Here is a 14,247-nt window from a genome sequence, read left to right on the forward strand (position 1 = left end):
AATCTTCGTCCTGTTTTTTCAATTTACTACGAACGCACAGGTAACCGATACAAATTTGATTAAAAAATTAAGTATCAACGATATCTGTTTATGCAATGTTACATTAACGGCTGTAACCAAAACTGGCGGCCAGCTTAAGAAGGTTGAAGTTGAAGAAATGGATTTAGGTAAAGGTTGTATCGGTCAGGACTCAAGATTCATTGCCTGCGTTGGATATTCGTCGTTAAAATATCCTGGAATGATATTTCAGCAAGATCAGGGTAGCGATCAAATAAGTAAGATACGTCTTAACAGACAATTTAAAGGAAAGCTGCCAGACGGAAAATTTGTTGATATGGATAAGCTTTTGCTTAAAGATTTACTTAAGATGTATCCAAAACTAAAGGACACCTGGGGTTCAAGAGGGTGTTCTGATTATTGGAACTTTTCAAATGATACGTTGTCATTTTACGTAAAAATCGATAAAAATAAAAAGCCTCAGTTTCCGGTAGATGAAAAGTACTATGCTGACAAGCCGGTGGAGGCTGCTGATCTTACTGTTTCGTGTTACAGCTTTGGAACGGAGAAATTGGATAATTTAATCCTGGCGGATGACCCTAATAGTCCCGTGTATTTCCTTGACAGCATAAGAGTTAACGAGGGTGTTTTGAAAAACTATAAACCGGAGGAATTTGCAAGTGTAACCGTTTATAAAGATGCCAATGCAGTAAGAATTGCCGGGCCAGCCGGAAAAAATGGCGTTGTGTATTTTGAGACGAAAGAATTTACCAAAAACATCTATTGGAATTATTTTAAATCAAAGTCACCCGAATATGGGCGGTTAATGGCAATACCCAAAAATGAGGATTTTGTTCAATACATATTAAACGGTAAAGTTTTGACAGACAATTATGAGGCAGCTTTAGCTGCAATAAATGACAAGACCTTTAAATCTATAACCATAATTGACAATAACCATCTTACAAAAGATTACGGTGTTACGAACAAGCGCTACGGTATCGTTGTTGTTGCTAATATATTAAGTCGGGAAAAGTAAATTGAAAATCACTTAATAACTCGATAATCAATACTTTTTATGAAATTAGCGACCTATTAATTTGAGCAGATGAAGGTTGAGTTATTTATCCCATGTTTTATTGACCAGTTGTTTCCCGAAACAGCTTTTAATACCATCAAGATATTAGAGAAAGCGGGTTGCGATGTTGGTTATAATCCCGAGCAAACCTGCTGTGGTCAGCCGGCATTTAATGCAGGCTTTTGGGATGATGCCAAAAAAGTGGGCAGCAAGTTTTTGCATGATTTTCCGGAGGATAGTGTAATCATCTCGCCATCGGCATCGTGTACCGGCATGGTGAAAAATTACTATAACGATCTTTTTACCAATACCACCCTGCACAATAAATGCCGGGCAATTCAGGGTAATATCTATGAGCTTTCTGATTTTTTGATCAATATCCTGCAGTTTGATTATTTCGGCGCCGAACTGGATGGCCGGGCCGTGTACCACGACAGCTGCAGCGGCCTGCGCGAATGCCATATAAAGGCAGAGCCACGACAACTACTATCAAAAGTGCTTGGTTTGGAGCTAGTCGACCTGAAAGATGGTGAAACCTGCTGTGGCTTTGGCGGCACCTTTGCCGTTAAGTTTGATGCCATATCAACAGCCATGGCACAGCAGAAAGTTGATAACGCTTTAGCCGCCGAAGCAGACTACATCATATCAACAGATGTTTCGTGTTTAATGCACCTGCAAAGCTATATCGACAAAAATAACATCCCGCTAAAGACCTATCATATTGCTGATGTACTGGCAATGGGATGGGGGAACATTTAACCGCTGATTTTATTTTTTTGTCATTTCCGGTCTATATCAACAATTTTATCGCTTTTGTTCATTTCTACCAGTTTGGGTATCGATATACCGTAAGTTGTTGATTCGTCGAACGCCTGGTCGCCTTTATCAGTAAGATCGCTTATGCCGCTTTCCTGGTTTGTTACGAATTTATTGGCGACGAAGTAAACGGTGTCGCGTTCTACTTTTTGTACTTTATAAAGTGTGTACTGGTCATCTTTTATTTTTATTTCGAAAACATCGTTCTTTTTGGGCGCCAGGATTAGCCTGCCTACCTTTTCAGCTTTTTGATTTTCGGAAACAACGCCAGCGACAATACCAGCGCCAATCAAAAAAACACCGATAAAAGTCCAAACAGGTATACGGGTATTCGATTTTATGTTTTCGTAGCTCAACTTTAACGATTCGGGCATTTGATTAAGCTTTAACACCTGGCTGCAACCTTTGCAGGCCGAAATGCCTGTTTTGCCGATCGGAAAAAATGGGATCCAAAATATATGGGCATACCGTTGATAAACATTAATCAACACACTATTAGCTGCGCGGCAATTTGGACACGCATCATAAATGTATTCAGTTTTTTGAAGGACCGCCCTTGTGCCGTATACAATCATTTGATTTGAGAAAGGTTAAGTTTTTTGTTACGATCAACGGGCGTAAATGTAAATAAATAATAGAATTTAAAGTCGGCATTTTTTTGTTACATCGTCTGTTTTGTCAAGGTGGCGTGTTGGCTGGGTGATTTTTTTTAATCTTTATAAGAATGAAGTAGGGATATCTTAATTATTAAAAATATTATTTTAAAATAAATATAAAAATTAACTACATATTTTGTATAGCTATTTAAAACAAAATAATATTTTATTTGTTAAGCCAAGAAACGACCTTACCACCGCGAGATGAACACGGATGAGAAAACTACTTCAAACGAGTTAATAATTGCTAACCTGCGGTTGGCGCAACAAAGCGAAGAAAAACGCAAACGTGCGGAAGAGCTGATTATCGCCAACAAAGAGCTGGCTTTTCAAACCGAAGAAAAAGGAAAGAGGGCGAAAGAGCTAATTATTGCCGACAAGGAACTGGCATTTCAAACTAAGGAAAAAGGTAAGCGCGCTGAAGAATTAATTATAGCTAATAAAGAGCTGGCTTTTCAAGCTGGAGAAAAAGAGAAGAGAGCCGAGGAATTACTAATTGCCGATAAAGAACTGGCTTTTCAAACTAAAGAAAAAGGTAAACGGGCCGAAGAATTAGTGATAGCTAACAAAGAGCTCGCCTTTCAAACTGAAGAAAAAGGAAAGCGGGCAAACGAGTTAATAATTGCTGACAAAGAACTGGCTTTTCAAACCAAGGAAAAAGGGAAACGCGCCGAAGAGCTAATTGTAGCTAATAAAGAACTGGCTTTTCAAAATAAAGAGAAGAAAAACAGGGCTGCTGAGCTAATTATTGCCAACAAAGAGCTCATCTTTCAGAATAAAGAAAAAGAAAAGCGCGCAGCCGAACTGATTGTTGCCAACGAGGAGCTGGCCTTTCAGAATACGGAGAAAGAACATCGCGCAGCCGAGCTAATTATCGCAAACAAAGAGCTCATCTTTCAGAATAAAGAAAAAGAAAAGCGCGCAGCCGAACTGATTGTTGCCAACGAGGAGCTGGCTTTTCAAAACACAGAGAAGGAACATCGTGCGGCCGAGTTGATTATAGCCAATAAAGAGCTCATCTTTCAGAATGGGGAAAAAGAGAAGCGCGCCGCTGAGTTAATTATAGCTAACAAAGAGCTGGCATTTCAAAATACTGAAAAGGAACACAGGGCAGCAGAATTGATTATAGCCAATAAGGAACTTGTGTTTCAGAACGAAGAGAAAGAAAAGCGGGCCGGCGAATTGATTGTAACCAATAAAGAACTTAAAAAAGCGGAAGAAGAGGTTAGAAAATTTAATGAAAAACTGGAAAAGAAAGTAGTTGAGCGCACTGCGCAACTGGAAGCTGCCAACAAAGAACTGGGTTCATTTTCATATTCGGTATCTCATGATTTGCGTGCTCCCATAAGGGCCATCAACGGTTACGCACGTATTTTGGAGGAAGACTACTCGGAAAAATTTGATGAAGAAGGAACGAAAGTGCTGCGCTCGATCATGCGAAATTCAAAAAAAATGGGGGAGCTGATCGACGACCTGCTGGCTTTTTCGAAATTGGGCCGGAAACAGGTGGCGGTTACGGATATTAATATGAATGCCTTGGTAACCACCGTAAAGGACGATTTTTTAGTTGAGGACAACGAAAAAAGGACAACGTTTAAAACGGCAGTGCTGCCGCCGGCAAAAGGCGACCCATCGTTAATTAAACAGGTTTGGATAAACCTTATTTCGAATGCAATAAAATATTCAAAATACAAAGATAAAACGTGTATTGAAATTGGCGCCTATGAGGAGGGAAACTTAATTGTTTACTACGTGAAGGATAACGGCGCTGGTTTTGATATGCAATACTACGACAAGCTTTTCGGGGTTTTTCAGCGCCTGCATTTGCAGGAAGTGTTTGAAGGAACCGGTATAGGACTGGCCATTGTGCAAAAAATTATTCAAAGGCACGGTGGCACGGTTTGGGCGAAATCAGTGATTAACCAGGGGGCCGAATTTTATTTTAGTCTGCCAAATATTAATGCTTAAAAATCAAAAAATATATGCCTTACAGCAACGTAGAAATTTTATTTGTTGAAGATAGCACAGACGATGCCATGCTAACCATCAGGGCCCTTAAAAAAAGTGGCTTTGCAAACAACCTGCATCATGTTAGCGATGGCGCCGAAGCGCTTGATTTTATTTATTGCCGGGGCGTTTACGCTTTGCGAAACATAAATGAGAACCCAAGACTAATATTGCTTGACCTTAAAATGCCCAAAATATCGGGTATGGAAGTGCTTGAAAAAATCAAATCAGATCCTGCTACCAGTTCAATCCCCGTAGTAATTCTAACATCATCAAAAGAAGACCCGGATATTCAAAGATGCTACGCCCTGGGCGCTAACAGCTACATAGCCAAACCCGTTGAAAGTGACAATTTTTTTAATACCATAAAGGAAATAGGCCTGTACTGGATGATACTGAGCCAATTGCCCAACTAAATAAACATAAATAATTTGAATACCAATAATACGCTGATTTTGCTAATCCTAATTTGCAGATGCCGAATAATTTTAAATGTTGGCAGGCATAACACATGCCTGCATAACAGAGCTGCTTCCCAAATTTAATTTTCATGATCAACACCTGTAAAATACTTATACTAGAAGATAATCAGAGCGACGTTGACCTGCTCTGGCGTGAATTAAAAAGGAACGGATTAAACTTTAGCAGTGAAGTTGTTCAAACCCGCGATTCGTTTGTAAGCGCGCTTGATAATTATATGCCTGACATAATACTTTCGGATTATACGCTACCTGCCTTTGATGGTGTTGCTGCTTTCAAAATAAAGCAAATAAAATCGCCTGATACCCCGTTCATAATCGTTTCGGGTTCAATTGGTGAAGAACGGTCGGTTGAGTTGATTAGGGATGGCGTAACCGATTACGCCCTGAAAGACAAGCTATTTTCTTTATGCCCCAAAATTAACCGCGCGCTGAAGGATGCCGAAGAAAAAAAGGTTAAACGAAACACCGATAAGGAGTTAAAAGCACAATACGAAAAATTATTAAAAATTGCGTTTTTACAATCGCACCAGGTTAGGGTACCTATAGCTAATATACTCGGATTACACAACTTGTTTAATTTTGATGATCCAACAGACCCTGTGAATGGCAAAGTGCTCAATATGCTGAAGCTTGTGGCTGAAAACCTGGATATAACCATCCACGAAATTGTGAAGAATACTAGTGAAATAAGGGAGATAATGAAGTGATTTTTGCTTGTTGACCCGTTGTAAATGTTTCTTTTTTTTTGCGTAAAACACAGTTTTGATATAGTAATCCGGCTATTTGGAGAAGATGGTGAATTGTTTCCCATAGCGTCCCGCCCATAATTCCAGCCATACATCAGCGAAATCAACGTAATCATTACAAATCAGCGGTTCAAATCTGTGTAATCCCCATAAATAATTATAAATTTGCCGCATAACTAACAAATCACTTTGTAGGTGATTAATAACAATTCAATTTTTATAAACTTTAAATCATAGTTGTAGATGATTAATATTACACTCCCTGATGGGTCCCTTCGTCAGTACGAAAAAGGAACATCATCCATGCAGATTGCACAGTCAATCTCCGAAGGATTAGCACGAAACGTATTAGCGGCCGAAGTTGATGGCCAGGTTTGGGATGCAGGCCGAGCCATTGAGCAGGATGCCCATGTAAAATTATTAACCTGGAACGATTTACAGGGTAAGGCTACGTTCTGGCACTCATCAGCTCACTTAATGGCCGAGGCTTTAGAAGCGCTTTATCCGGGCACTAAATTCGGCATAGGCCCAGCAATCGAAACAGGTTTTTATTATGATGTTGATTTTGGCGACCGCGTGTTCTCATCTGACGAGTTTAAGCAGATTGAAGACAAGATGCTGGAACTGGCCAGGACAAAAGAAGAATTTTCGCGCAAAGCAGTAAGCAAGGCCGATGCCATTGACTATTTCACCGAAAAAGGCGATGAGTACAAACTTGACCTGATAAAGGATTTGGCAGATGGCACCATCACTTTTTACACACAAGGTAATTTCACCGACTTATGTCGCGGGCCGCATATCCCCAACACAAGCTTTATAAAGGCTGTTAAGCTAATGAGCGTTGCCGGTGCCTACTGGCGTGGCGATGAAAGCCGCAAACAGCTTACCCGCATATACGCCGTTACCTTCCCTAAAGCCAGCGAACTAACCGAATACCTGCACATGCTGGAGGAGGCCAAAAAACGCGATCACCGCAAATTGGGTAAGGAAATGGAACTGTTTGCCTTCAGCGAAAAAGTGGGCATGGGCCTGCCTTTGTGGTTGCCTAAAGGTGCGGCTTTGCGTGAGCGCCTAACTAACTTTTTGCAAAAGGCACAGGTAAAAGCAGGGTATGAGCAGGTTATCACCCCACATATCGGGCATAAAAATCTGTATGTAACTTCCGGCCATTATGAAAAATACGGCGCAGATTCGTTCCAGCCTATAAAAACGCCGCAGGAAGGCGAGGAGTTCTTTTTAAAACCGATGAACTGCCCGCACCATTGCGAGATATACAAAACCAAACCGCGCTCCTATAAGGATCTCCCGGTACGATATGCCGAGTTTGGCACTGTTTATCGTTACGAGCAAAGTGGCGAATTGCACGGTTTAACCCGCGTGCGTGGCTTTACACAGGATGATGCCCATTTATTTTGCCGGCCTGACCAGGTGAAGGATGAGTTTAAAAAGGTCATTGACCTTGTATTATATGTATTCGGTGCTTTGGGTTTTGAGGACTATACCGCCCAGGTATCGCTTCGCGACCCTAACAATAAGGCCAAGTATATTGGTACCGATGAGAACTGGGCATTGGCCGAATCGTCAATTATAGAAGCGGCGGCGGAGAAAGGCTTGCGTACTGTGGTAGAATATGGGGAAGCGGCATTTTATGGACCGAAACTTGATTTTATGGTAAGGGATGCACTGGGCCGTAAATGGCAGCTGGGCACCATTCAGGTCGACTATAATTTACCTGAACGCTTCGAGCTGGAATACACCGGCAGTGATAACCAGAAACACCGCCCGGTGATGATTCACCGGGCTCCGTTTGGCTCACTGGAAAGGTTTGTAGCTGTGCTAATTGAGCATTGTGCTGGCAATTTCCCGTTATGGCTTTCGCCCGAACAATTTATTATTTTGCCTATCTCTGAAAAATATGAAGATTATGCAAAAAAACTTTCAGAATCGTTAAAAGATTCCGATATTTGCGGGCTTATTGATTTCAGGGACGAGAAGATTGGTCGGAAGATTAGGGACGCTGAAGTCAAAAAAATCCCTTACATGTTGATTGTGGGCGAAAAAGAAACTGCCGAAGGCTTGGTTTCTGTACGTAAACACGGCGAGGGAGATTTGGGAAGTATGAGCATTGAAGAATTTAAAAAACAAATAATTAAAGAAATAACAGTATAACTTGGCATTAAACAAACCTTTCAACAGAGGACCCAGGCTACCATTTAAGAAAAAGGAAGCCGAACACAACATTAATCAATTTATCAGGGCCCAGGAGGTCCGTTTGGTAGGCGACAACATTGAACAGGGGATTTACTCCCTGCGTGATGCGCTGGCTTTAGCTGAAGAGCAGGAATTGGATCTTGTTGAGATATCTCCAAACGCAGTACCTCCAGTTTGTAAAATAACTGACTACAATAAGTTTATTTACGAGCAGAAGAAAAAGCTGAAGGAGATTAAAAGTAACGCCAAACAAACCGTTATTAAAGAAATAAGGTTTGGACCGAATACTGATGACCATGACTTTGAATTTAAATTAAAGCATGCCATTAAGTTTTTGGAAGCTGGCGAAAAGGTGAGGGCTTACGTACACTTTAAAGGCCGTGCGATAGTTTACAAAGAGCAGGGCGAGATATTGCTGCTGCGCTTTGCACAGGCACTGGAAGATGTGGGTAAGGTTGAGCAATTGCCGAAACTTGAAGGAAAGCGAATGTTTTTGACCGTTACGCCGAAAGCAGCGAAAAAATAGATTCAAGACTATAAGAATCAAGAGGCAAGATAAGAAATTCTTGATTCCTGACTCTTTATTTCTTGTTTCTCGACTACGTAATTAATTAAAATAAATATATACAAACACGGTTATGCCAAAAATGAAAACCAATTCCAGTGCCAAAAAGCGCTTTAAGCTTACTGGAACAGGTAAAATCACAAGGAAGAACGCCTATAAAAGCCACATCTTAACCAAGATGTCGACAAAACGTAAGCGTAACTTAACTCACACCAGCTTAGTTTCTGATGCTGATATGGGTAACGTTAAACGTATGCTTTGCATAGGTAAGTAATTAACAATTTTTTTAACCAGGTATTAGAGTATTACAAGTTCATTAAATTGACACTCACTACCAAAAAACAACAACATGCCACGTTCAGTTAACGCAGTAGCGTCGAGAAGACGCCGGAAAAGAATCATGAACCTTGCAAAAGGTTATTGGGGTTCACGCAGCAAGGTTTACACTGTTGCAAAAAACACAGTAGAAAAAGGTTTACAGTACGCTTACCGCGACCGTAAGACCAAAAAAAGAGAATTCAGGGCTTTATGGATACAGCGTATTAACGCAGGTGCCCGTCAGCACGGAATTTCTTACTCACAATTAATGGGTAAATTAACAGCTAAAGAAATTGGCTTAAACCGTAAGGTACTTGCTGATTTAGCTATGAACCACCCAGATGCTTTTAAAGCAGTTGTGGATGCAGTGAAATAAAACTAAGATTCTTTGGATAAAAAGATTTTAGGATCAAAAGTTCTATATTGTAAAAGCCCGCTTAATGCGGGCTTTTTTGTTACCTCGGTTGTTGTCGTTAAAGTGTAATGTTGTCTACTGCTAATGTGTTGGGGCATACTGAAGCTTCGATCTTCTGCGGGGAGGGGCACCGCGCCTTTAGCCCATAAATATACCGCCTGGTTTTGCGCATTGTCCCTCAAAAGCTACTTAAAGCAGACTTACATCTTTGTAATTATCTCCTTGTCGGTAGGCTTAATTTACATCGTAAGCAAATATTTTTCATAAGCAACGTTTTACTTAATAGGCACGTGTTATATATAATAATAGTATGCAAAGTGCTATTTTTTTAATTTTCACGTAAATACTTTGTGACTTTTGTTGCATTAAAGGCAATTTTTTATTAATTTACCACTTGCTATACCGTTGAACAATAATTAATTAATCACATATGAAGAAAACTCTACTCTCGTTTTTTCTTTTATTTTCCTGTTTGTCACTCGCATTTGCTCAAAGTAAAGTGGTAAAGGGTAAAGTAACAGATGTAAAAGACGGATCGCCTTTACCCGGGGTAACGGTGATCGCCAAAGGTGCCAAATCAGCCGGCACGCAAACAGATTTAAATGGTTTATATTCGTTAAACGTTCCGGATGGAGCAACCGCGTTAACATTTAAATACATTGGTTATAAAGATGCTAATTTGCCCATAACCGGTGCCACAGTTGACGCGCAGATGGACGTTGACCCCAAACAGCTAACTGAGGTAGTTGTGGTTGGTTACGGTACACAAAAACGTGCCAGCATCACAGGTTCTATCGCAACAGTATCAGGTAAAGAAACGGAAAATACACCAGTAACCAGTTTTGAGCAGGCGTTACAGGGCAAAACCGCAGGTGTTAATATCCAGGCCAATAACGGTAAACTGGGGCAGGGTATCAAAATCAGCGTGCGCGGTACAGCTTCTATATCAGGCGGCACGCAACCATTGGTGGTAATTGATGGTATTATTGCCAATCAGATTGATTTGTCGAGCAATGGCGCCACAACCGACCCACTTGCCGACCTGAACTTTAACGATGTTGAATCGTTTCAGGTATTAAAAGATGCATCTGCATCAGCAATATATGGCGCCAGGGGGTCAAATGGTGTAATTATCATCACCACGAAAAAAGGAAAAATTGGCACTGCTAAAATAAGCTTTAATGCGCAATTTGGTTACAGCAAACCATCAGGGGAACGCAAGTTTTTAAATACCGACCAATGGTTAGCGCTCCAGGAACGCGCCGCGATAGGAGCGGCCACGCAGGACGTATTGCAAGGATTTGAGCCTGATTTGGCAACTGCTCAGGCTGATGAAAAAGCTTATATTGAAGGCAAGTTTACTACCCTTTCTGCAGGGAATACCAACTGGCGCACTTACAACACAGATTGGGGCAAGCAGGCCTTTCAAACCGCACCGCAACAACAGTATGACCTGAATTTTACGGGCGGCAGCGAAAAAACCACCTATTACATAGGCGGCCAGGCGCTAAACCAAACAGGTATTCTTAAAGGCAACCAGTTTCAACGCTACAGTGGCAGGGTAAATATCGACACTAAAATATTTAGCAATTTTAATATTGGTATGAATTTGAACTTTACACATACCTATAATAAACGAGTAGCTAACGATGACAATTTTAACACGCCGCTGCAAATTGTAGCGCTATCGCCCATAACACCGGTAATCGACCCGCGTTCGGGCTTAATAAGTGGTACGCCGCCGGGTTCGAGCAGTAGCTTCCCGCTTTATTATAACCCGTTGATAAGCGTCGATAACGAATATTTTCACACAAACGTTTATCGTACGCTGGGAAATGTTTTTGCTAACTGGGATATTTCAAAACACTTGAATTTCCGTTCGGAATTTGGCGTCGACCAGACCAACCAAAATTAGGATAGCTATGCCAACAGTTTAACTATCAGGAACACAGGTACCCCTCATGGTTTTGGCGAAAACAGAAATGCCGACGTGGTTAACTTTACAGTGAATAACTATTTAACTTATAAAAACGTTTTTGCGCAAAGCCATTCGCTTGATGTTACTGTTGGCAATAGCTATCAATACAGTCACGCCACTACTAACGACATCCAGGGCAAACAATTCCCGTCAGATTCCTATCGTGAGATAGCTTCGGCTGCCGAGAAATCCGGAGGTTCATCTACACAGGCCGAATTTAGTTTTGTATCTTATTTTGCAAGGGCCAATTATGCATACAAGGGCCGATACCTGCTTTCCGGAAGTGTTAGGACCGATGGCTCATCGAGATTTGGTGCAAACAACAGGTACGGGGTTTTCCCTTCAGGCTCGCTTGGTTGGGTGTTAACCGAGGAAGACTTCATGAAGAAATTCAACTCGTTAAGCAACTTAAAGTTGAGGGTTAGTTATGGTTTAACGGGTAATGCCGAAATTGGCAACTATGCCGCACTCGGTTTGTTTTCGGGTGATGCAGGGTACAACGGCGTTGCCGGTCAGCGTTTCTTCCAACTCGAAAATCCTAACCTGAAATGGGAGAAAACAACCCAAATCAATCTTGGTTTAGATTGGGGCTTTTTCAATAATCGGCTTTCGGGAAGCATCGATGTCTACCGGAAAAATACTTCCGATTTATTATTAAATGTTAACATACCCGAAACGCTTGGTTTAGGTTCGCAACTGCAAAACTTGGGTAAGCTTTACAACAAAGGTATCGAGCTGACTGTATCGGGCGATATTTTCGTAGGCAAGTTCAGATGGAACGCAAGCTTTAATGCCGCCTATAATAAAAACGTAGTAACCTATGTGCAGGGGCAGATAATTGATGATGGCGCCGATTTAAACCGCGTTATCGAAGGGCAGCCTATCGGTGTGTTTTATGGGCGTGAATTTGCTGGCGCCGACCCTGCTAACGGTGACGCATTATATTACCTGAATACCAAAAATGCAGATGGCACCATAAACCGCACTAAAACAAATGATTATAATACCGCCCAAAGCGTTCCCTTAGGTAACCCAACACCACCGTGGACGGGAGGTATTACCAACACATTTGGTTATAAAGGCTTCGACCTTACATTTTCAATTTACGGCTCGTTCGGCAACAAAATTTATAATGGCGGCGGCCAGTATATGAGTTCATCAGCAAGTAACGGCCTGGACAATCAAACTATTGACCAGTTGAATTATTGGAACAAACCAGGTGATATTACCATGGTGCCCGAACCCCGCTTATTTTATCCGAATGGTACCGACCCTTCCAGCAGGTATTTATCGGGCGGTTCATACGTACGTTTAAAAACAGCGTCAATCGGCTACACCTTCGCTTCAGACATGCTTAAAAAAATCAAAATTGATAAATTAAGGGTGTTTGTAAACGGCTATAACCTGTTTATCATAACAAAATACAAAGGATGGGATCCTGAAGTAAATACCGATTTCCTTGCGAGCAATATCAACCTTGGGAACGACTTCTACTCGGCCCCGCAGCCGCGTACCATTACTTTTGGAGTGAATGTTGGATTATAATTTAAAAAGTAAGGACATGAAAAAACTAAATAAAATATACATAGGGGCCTTAAGCACGGTGCTGATATTAAGTGCATGCAATAAACAACTTGATTTAAAACCCTTTCAGCAAATACAGCAAAGTCAGGCTATTTTGACTGCGCAGGATGTGCAAATAACATTGGTGGGGGCCTATAACCGCGCCGGTTTATCGGACCTTTATGGCGGCGGAGCATTACTGTACGCTGATTTAATGGCAACTCAGACGGTTTTAGACTGGCAAGGGACTTTCCAGGGTTTAACTCAAATGGTGAACCAAAACATCCCGATTGATAACGGTTTTGTAAACAGCACATGGGCCGATGGCTACCAGGTGATAAACCAGGCCAATAACGTGTTGGCTAACCTGAGCAAAGTCTCTTCTGCCAATGCGCCGCGAACGGAGGGTGAAGCCAAGTTTTTGCGAGGGCTAACTTACTTTGACCTTGTGCGACTTTACGGCAAAGCGTGGAACGATGGCGACCCTAATACCAATCTTGGCGTGCCGATTGTTTTAACACCAACCACGGTTATTACTTCAGCTTCCTCTGTATCACGATCAACTGTGGCACAGGTTTACCAGCAGGCTATTACCGATTTAACGGATGCTGAAAACAAGTTACCGGCAACCAATAGCTTTTATGCAAACAAATATTCGGCCTCGGCAATACTGGCGCGTTTGTATTTGCAAAAAGGCGATTATGTAAACGCAGCGACAGAAGCGAATAAAGTTATATCATCAGCCAAATTTAGTCTTAACGCTAATTATGCAGACGAGTTTCCATACCCTGGCGGGACAGCGGTCCATGTGGATAATACTTCGGAGGACGTTTTCGCAATACAAGTTACCGGGCAACAGGGTACAAATGCATTTAATACCTATTTTGCGTCGTCGGATAATGCAGGCCGTGGCGATATTATTATTAAGGATAGTTTTCTGGGTGATTTTGAGGATGCAGACACTCGTTTGGGTATCTACAACCCGGATAGTGACGGTAATTTGCGCTGCGATAAATTTGATAACGAGTTTGGAAATGTCCATATCATCAGGCTTGCCGAATTGTACCTGATAAGAGCAGAAGCAAACTTCCGTTTAGGAACTGCCACCGGTGCTGCACCAGTTGACGATGTCAATGTTATCAGAACGCGCGCCGGACTGGGCGACTTAGCTGAAGTAACTCTTGATGATATAATGTTGGAAAGAAGACATGAGTTGGCATTTGAAGGCGGTTTCTTTTTACATGATGCAAAAAGGCTGCAGCAGGATGTTGGCGCATTGCCATTCGGTTCGAATAAATTGGTGTTCCCAATTCCGTTGCAGGATATTAACGCCAATCCTAAACTGATTCAAAACCCGGGTTACGGCAACTAAATGCGATTTGATAATTTTTAAACCGGGGCGACATTGGTCCCGG

General features: G+C 41.6%; 11 protein-coding genes and 1 pseudogene. 11 read left to right on the forward strand and 1 reads right to left on the reverse strand.

From position 1 onward, the window contains the following. The first annotated feature begins 55 nt into the window (after window positions 1-55). Both NAF19_RS13505 and NAF19_RS13510 read left to right on the forward strand, forming a co-directional pair. Window positions 56-1,036, forward strand: a complete 981-nt coding sequence (locus NAF19_RS13505) for a hypothetical protein (protein ID WP_252790590.1) — start codon at window positions 56-58, stop codon at window positions 1,034-1,036. A 69-nt stretch (window positions 1,037-1,105) separates the two neighbouring features. Continuing rightward, window positions 1,106-1,834: a (Fe-S)-binding protein gene (locus NAF19_RS13510; protein WP_252790591.1), complete on the forward strand. Its 729-nt coding sequence runs from the start codon at window positions 1,106-1,108 to the stop codon at window positions 1,832-1,834. Between the two features lie 20 nt (window positions 1,835-1,854). On the opposite strand, the gene NAF19_RS13515 is transcribed toward NAF19_RS13510, so the two are convergent. Continuing rightward, window positions 1,855-2,265: a hypothetical protein gene (locus tag NAF19_RS13515; protein WP_252790592.1), complete on the reverse strand. Its 411-nt coding sequence runs from the start codon at window positions 2,263-2,265 to the stop codon at window positions 1,855-1,857. 486 nt (window positions 2,266-2,751) lie between these two features. Between NAF19_RS13515 and NAF19_RS13520 the strand changes: the two genes are divergently transcribed. The 9 genes and pseudogenes from NAF19_RS13520 to NAF19_RS13560 all read left to right on the forward strand — a co-directional run bounded on the left by NAF19_RS13520 (window position 2,752) and on the right by NAF19_RS13560 (window position 14,204). Next, window positions 2,752-4,515 (forward strand): sensor histidine kinase, encoded by a 1,764-nt coding sequence (locus tag NAF19_RS13520; protein ID WP_252790593.1) that lies wholly within the window; start codon window positions 2,752-2,754, stop codon window positions 4,513-4,515. A 14-nt stretch (window positions 4,516-4,529) separates the two neighbouring features. After that, complete coding sequence (locus NAF19_RS13525; protein ID WP_252790594.1) at window positions 4,530-4,970, forward strand: response regulator; 441 nt, start codon at window positions 4,530-4,532, stop codon at window positions 4,968-4,970. Between the two features lie 134 nt (window positions 4,971-5,104). Continuing rightward, a complete protein-coding gene (locus NAF19_RS13530) occupies window positions 5,105-5,743 on the forward strand; it encodes a response regulator (RefSeq protein ID WP_252790595.1) in 639 nt (212 codons plus the stop codon). Window positions 5,744-6,025: 282 nt separating this feature from the next. Continuing rightward, entirely contained in the window at window positions 6,026-7,951 is a 1,926-nt protein-coding gene (thrS, locus tag NAF19_RS13535) for a threonine--tRNA ligase (RefSeq protein WP_252790596.1), read from the forward strand. Between the two features lies 1 nt (window position 7,952). Beyond that, window positions 7,953-8,519: a translation initiation factor IF-3 gene (gene infC, locus NAF19_RS13540; protein WP_252790597.1), complete on the forward strand. Its 567-nt coding sequence runs from the start codon at window positions 7,953-7,955 to the stop codon at window positions 8,517-8,519. A gap of 112 nt (window positions 8,520-8,631) precedes the next feature. Beyond that, window positions 8,632-8,832 carry a 50S ribosomal protein L35 gene (gene rpmI, locus NAF19_RS13545; RefSeq protein WP_094570984.1) on the forward strand — a complete coding sequence of 67 codons (201 nt, stop codon included), beginning with the start codon at window positions 8,632-8,634 and terminating at the stop codon, window positions 8,830-8,832. Between the two features lie 75 nt (window positions 8,833-8,907). Next, window positions 8,908-9,252: a 50S ribosomal protein L20 gene (rplT, locus tag NAF19_RS13550; protein ID WP_252790598.1), complete on the forward strand. Its 345-nt coding sequence runs from the start codon at window positions 8,908-8,910 to the stop codon at window positions 9,250-9,252. Between the two features lie 469 nt (window positions 9,253-9,721). Further along, window positions 9,722-12,814, forward strand: a pseudogene (locus tag NAF19_RS13555) (SusC/RagA family TonB-linked outer membrane protein). A gap of 16 nt (window positions 12,815-12,830) precedes the next feature. Beyond that, a complete protein-coding gene (locus NAF19_RS13560; protein ID WP_252790599.1) occupies window positions 12,831-14,204 on the forward strand; it encodes a RagB/SusD family nutrient uptake outer membrane protein in 1,374 nt (457 codons plus the stop codon). The last annotated feature ends 43 nt before the right edge of the window (window positions 14,205-14,247 follow it).

Origin of the sequence: Mucilaginibacter flavidus (genome assembly GCF_024055575.1) — a bacterium.
Classification (GTDB): Bacteria; Bacteroidota; Bacteroidia; order Sphingobacteriales; family Sphingobacteriaceae; genus Mucilaginibacter; species Mucilaginibacter flavidus.

Bases quoted from the DNA above. Each gene is read 5' to 3' on its own strand.
- rplT (WP_252790598.1), top strand. From the start codon at position 8,908: ATGCCACGTTCAGTTAACGCAGTAGCGTCGAGAAGACGCCGGAAAAGA.
- NAF19_RS13515 (WP_252790592.1), bottom strand. From the start codon at position 2,265: ATGCCCGAATCGTTAAAGTTGAGCTACGAAAACATAAAATCGAATACC.
- NAF19_RS13520 (WP_252790593.1), top strand. From the start codon at position 2,752: ATGAACACGGATGAGAAAACTACTTCAAACGAGTTAATAATTGCTAAC.
- NAF19_RS13510 (WP_252790591.1), top strand. From the start codon at position 1,106: ATGAAGGTTGAGTTATTTATCCCATGTTTTATTGACCAGTTGTTTCCC.
- NAF19_RS13560 (WP_252790599.1), top strand. From the start codon at position 12,831: ATGAAAAAACTAAATAAAATATACATAGGGGCCTTAAGCACGGTGCTG.
- thrS (WP_252790596.1), top strand. From the start codon at position 6,026: ATGATTAATATTACACTCCCTGATGGGTCCCTTCGTCAGTACGAAAAA.
- NAF19_RS13530 (WP_252790595.1), top strand. From the start codon at position 5,105: ATGATCAACACCTGTAAAATACTTATACTAGAAGATAATCAGAGCGAC.
- rpmI (WP_094570984.1), top strand. From the start codon at position 8,632: ATGCCAAAAATGAAAACCAATTCCAGTGCCAAAAAGCGCTTTAAGCTT.
- NAF19_RS13525 (WP_252790594.1), top strand. From the start codon at position 4,530: ATGCCTTACAGCAACGTAGAAATTTTATTTGTTGAAGATAGCACAGAC.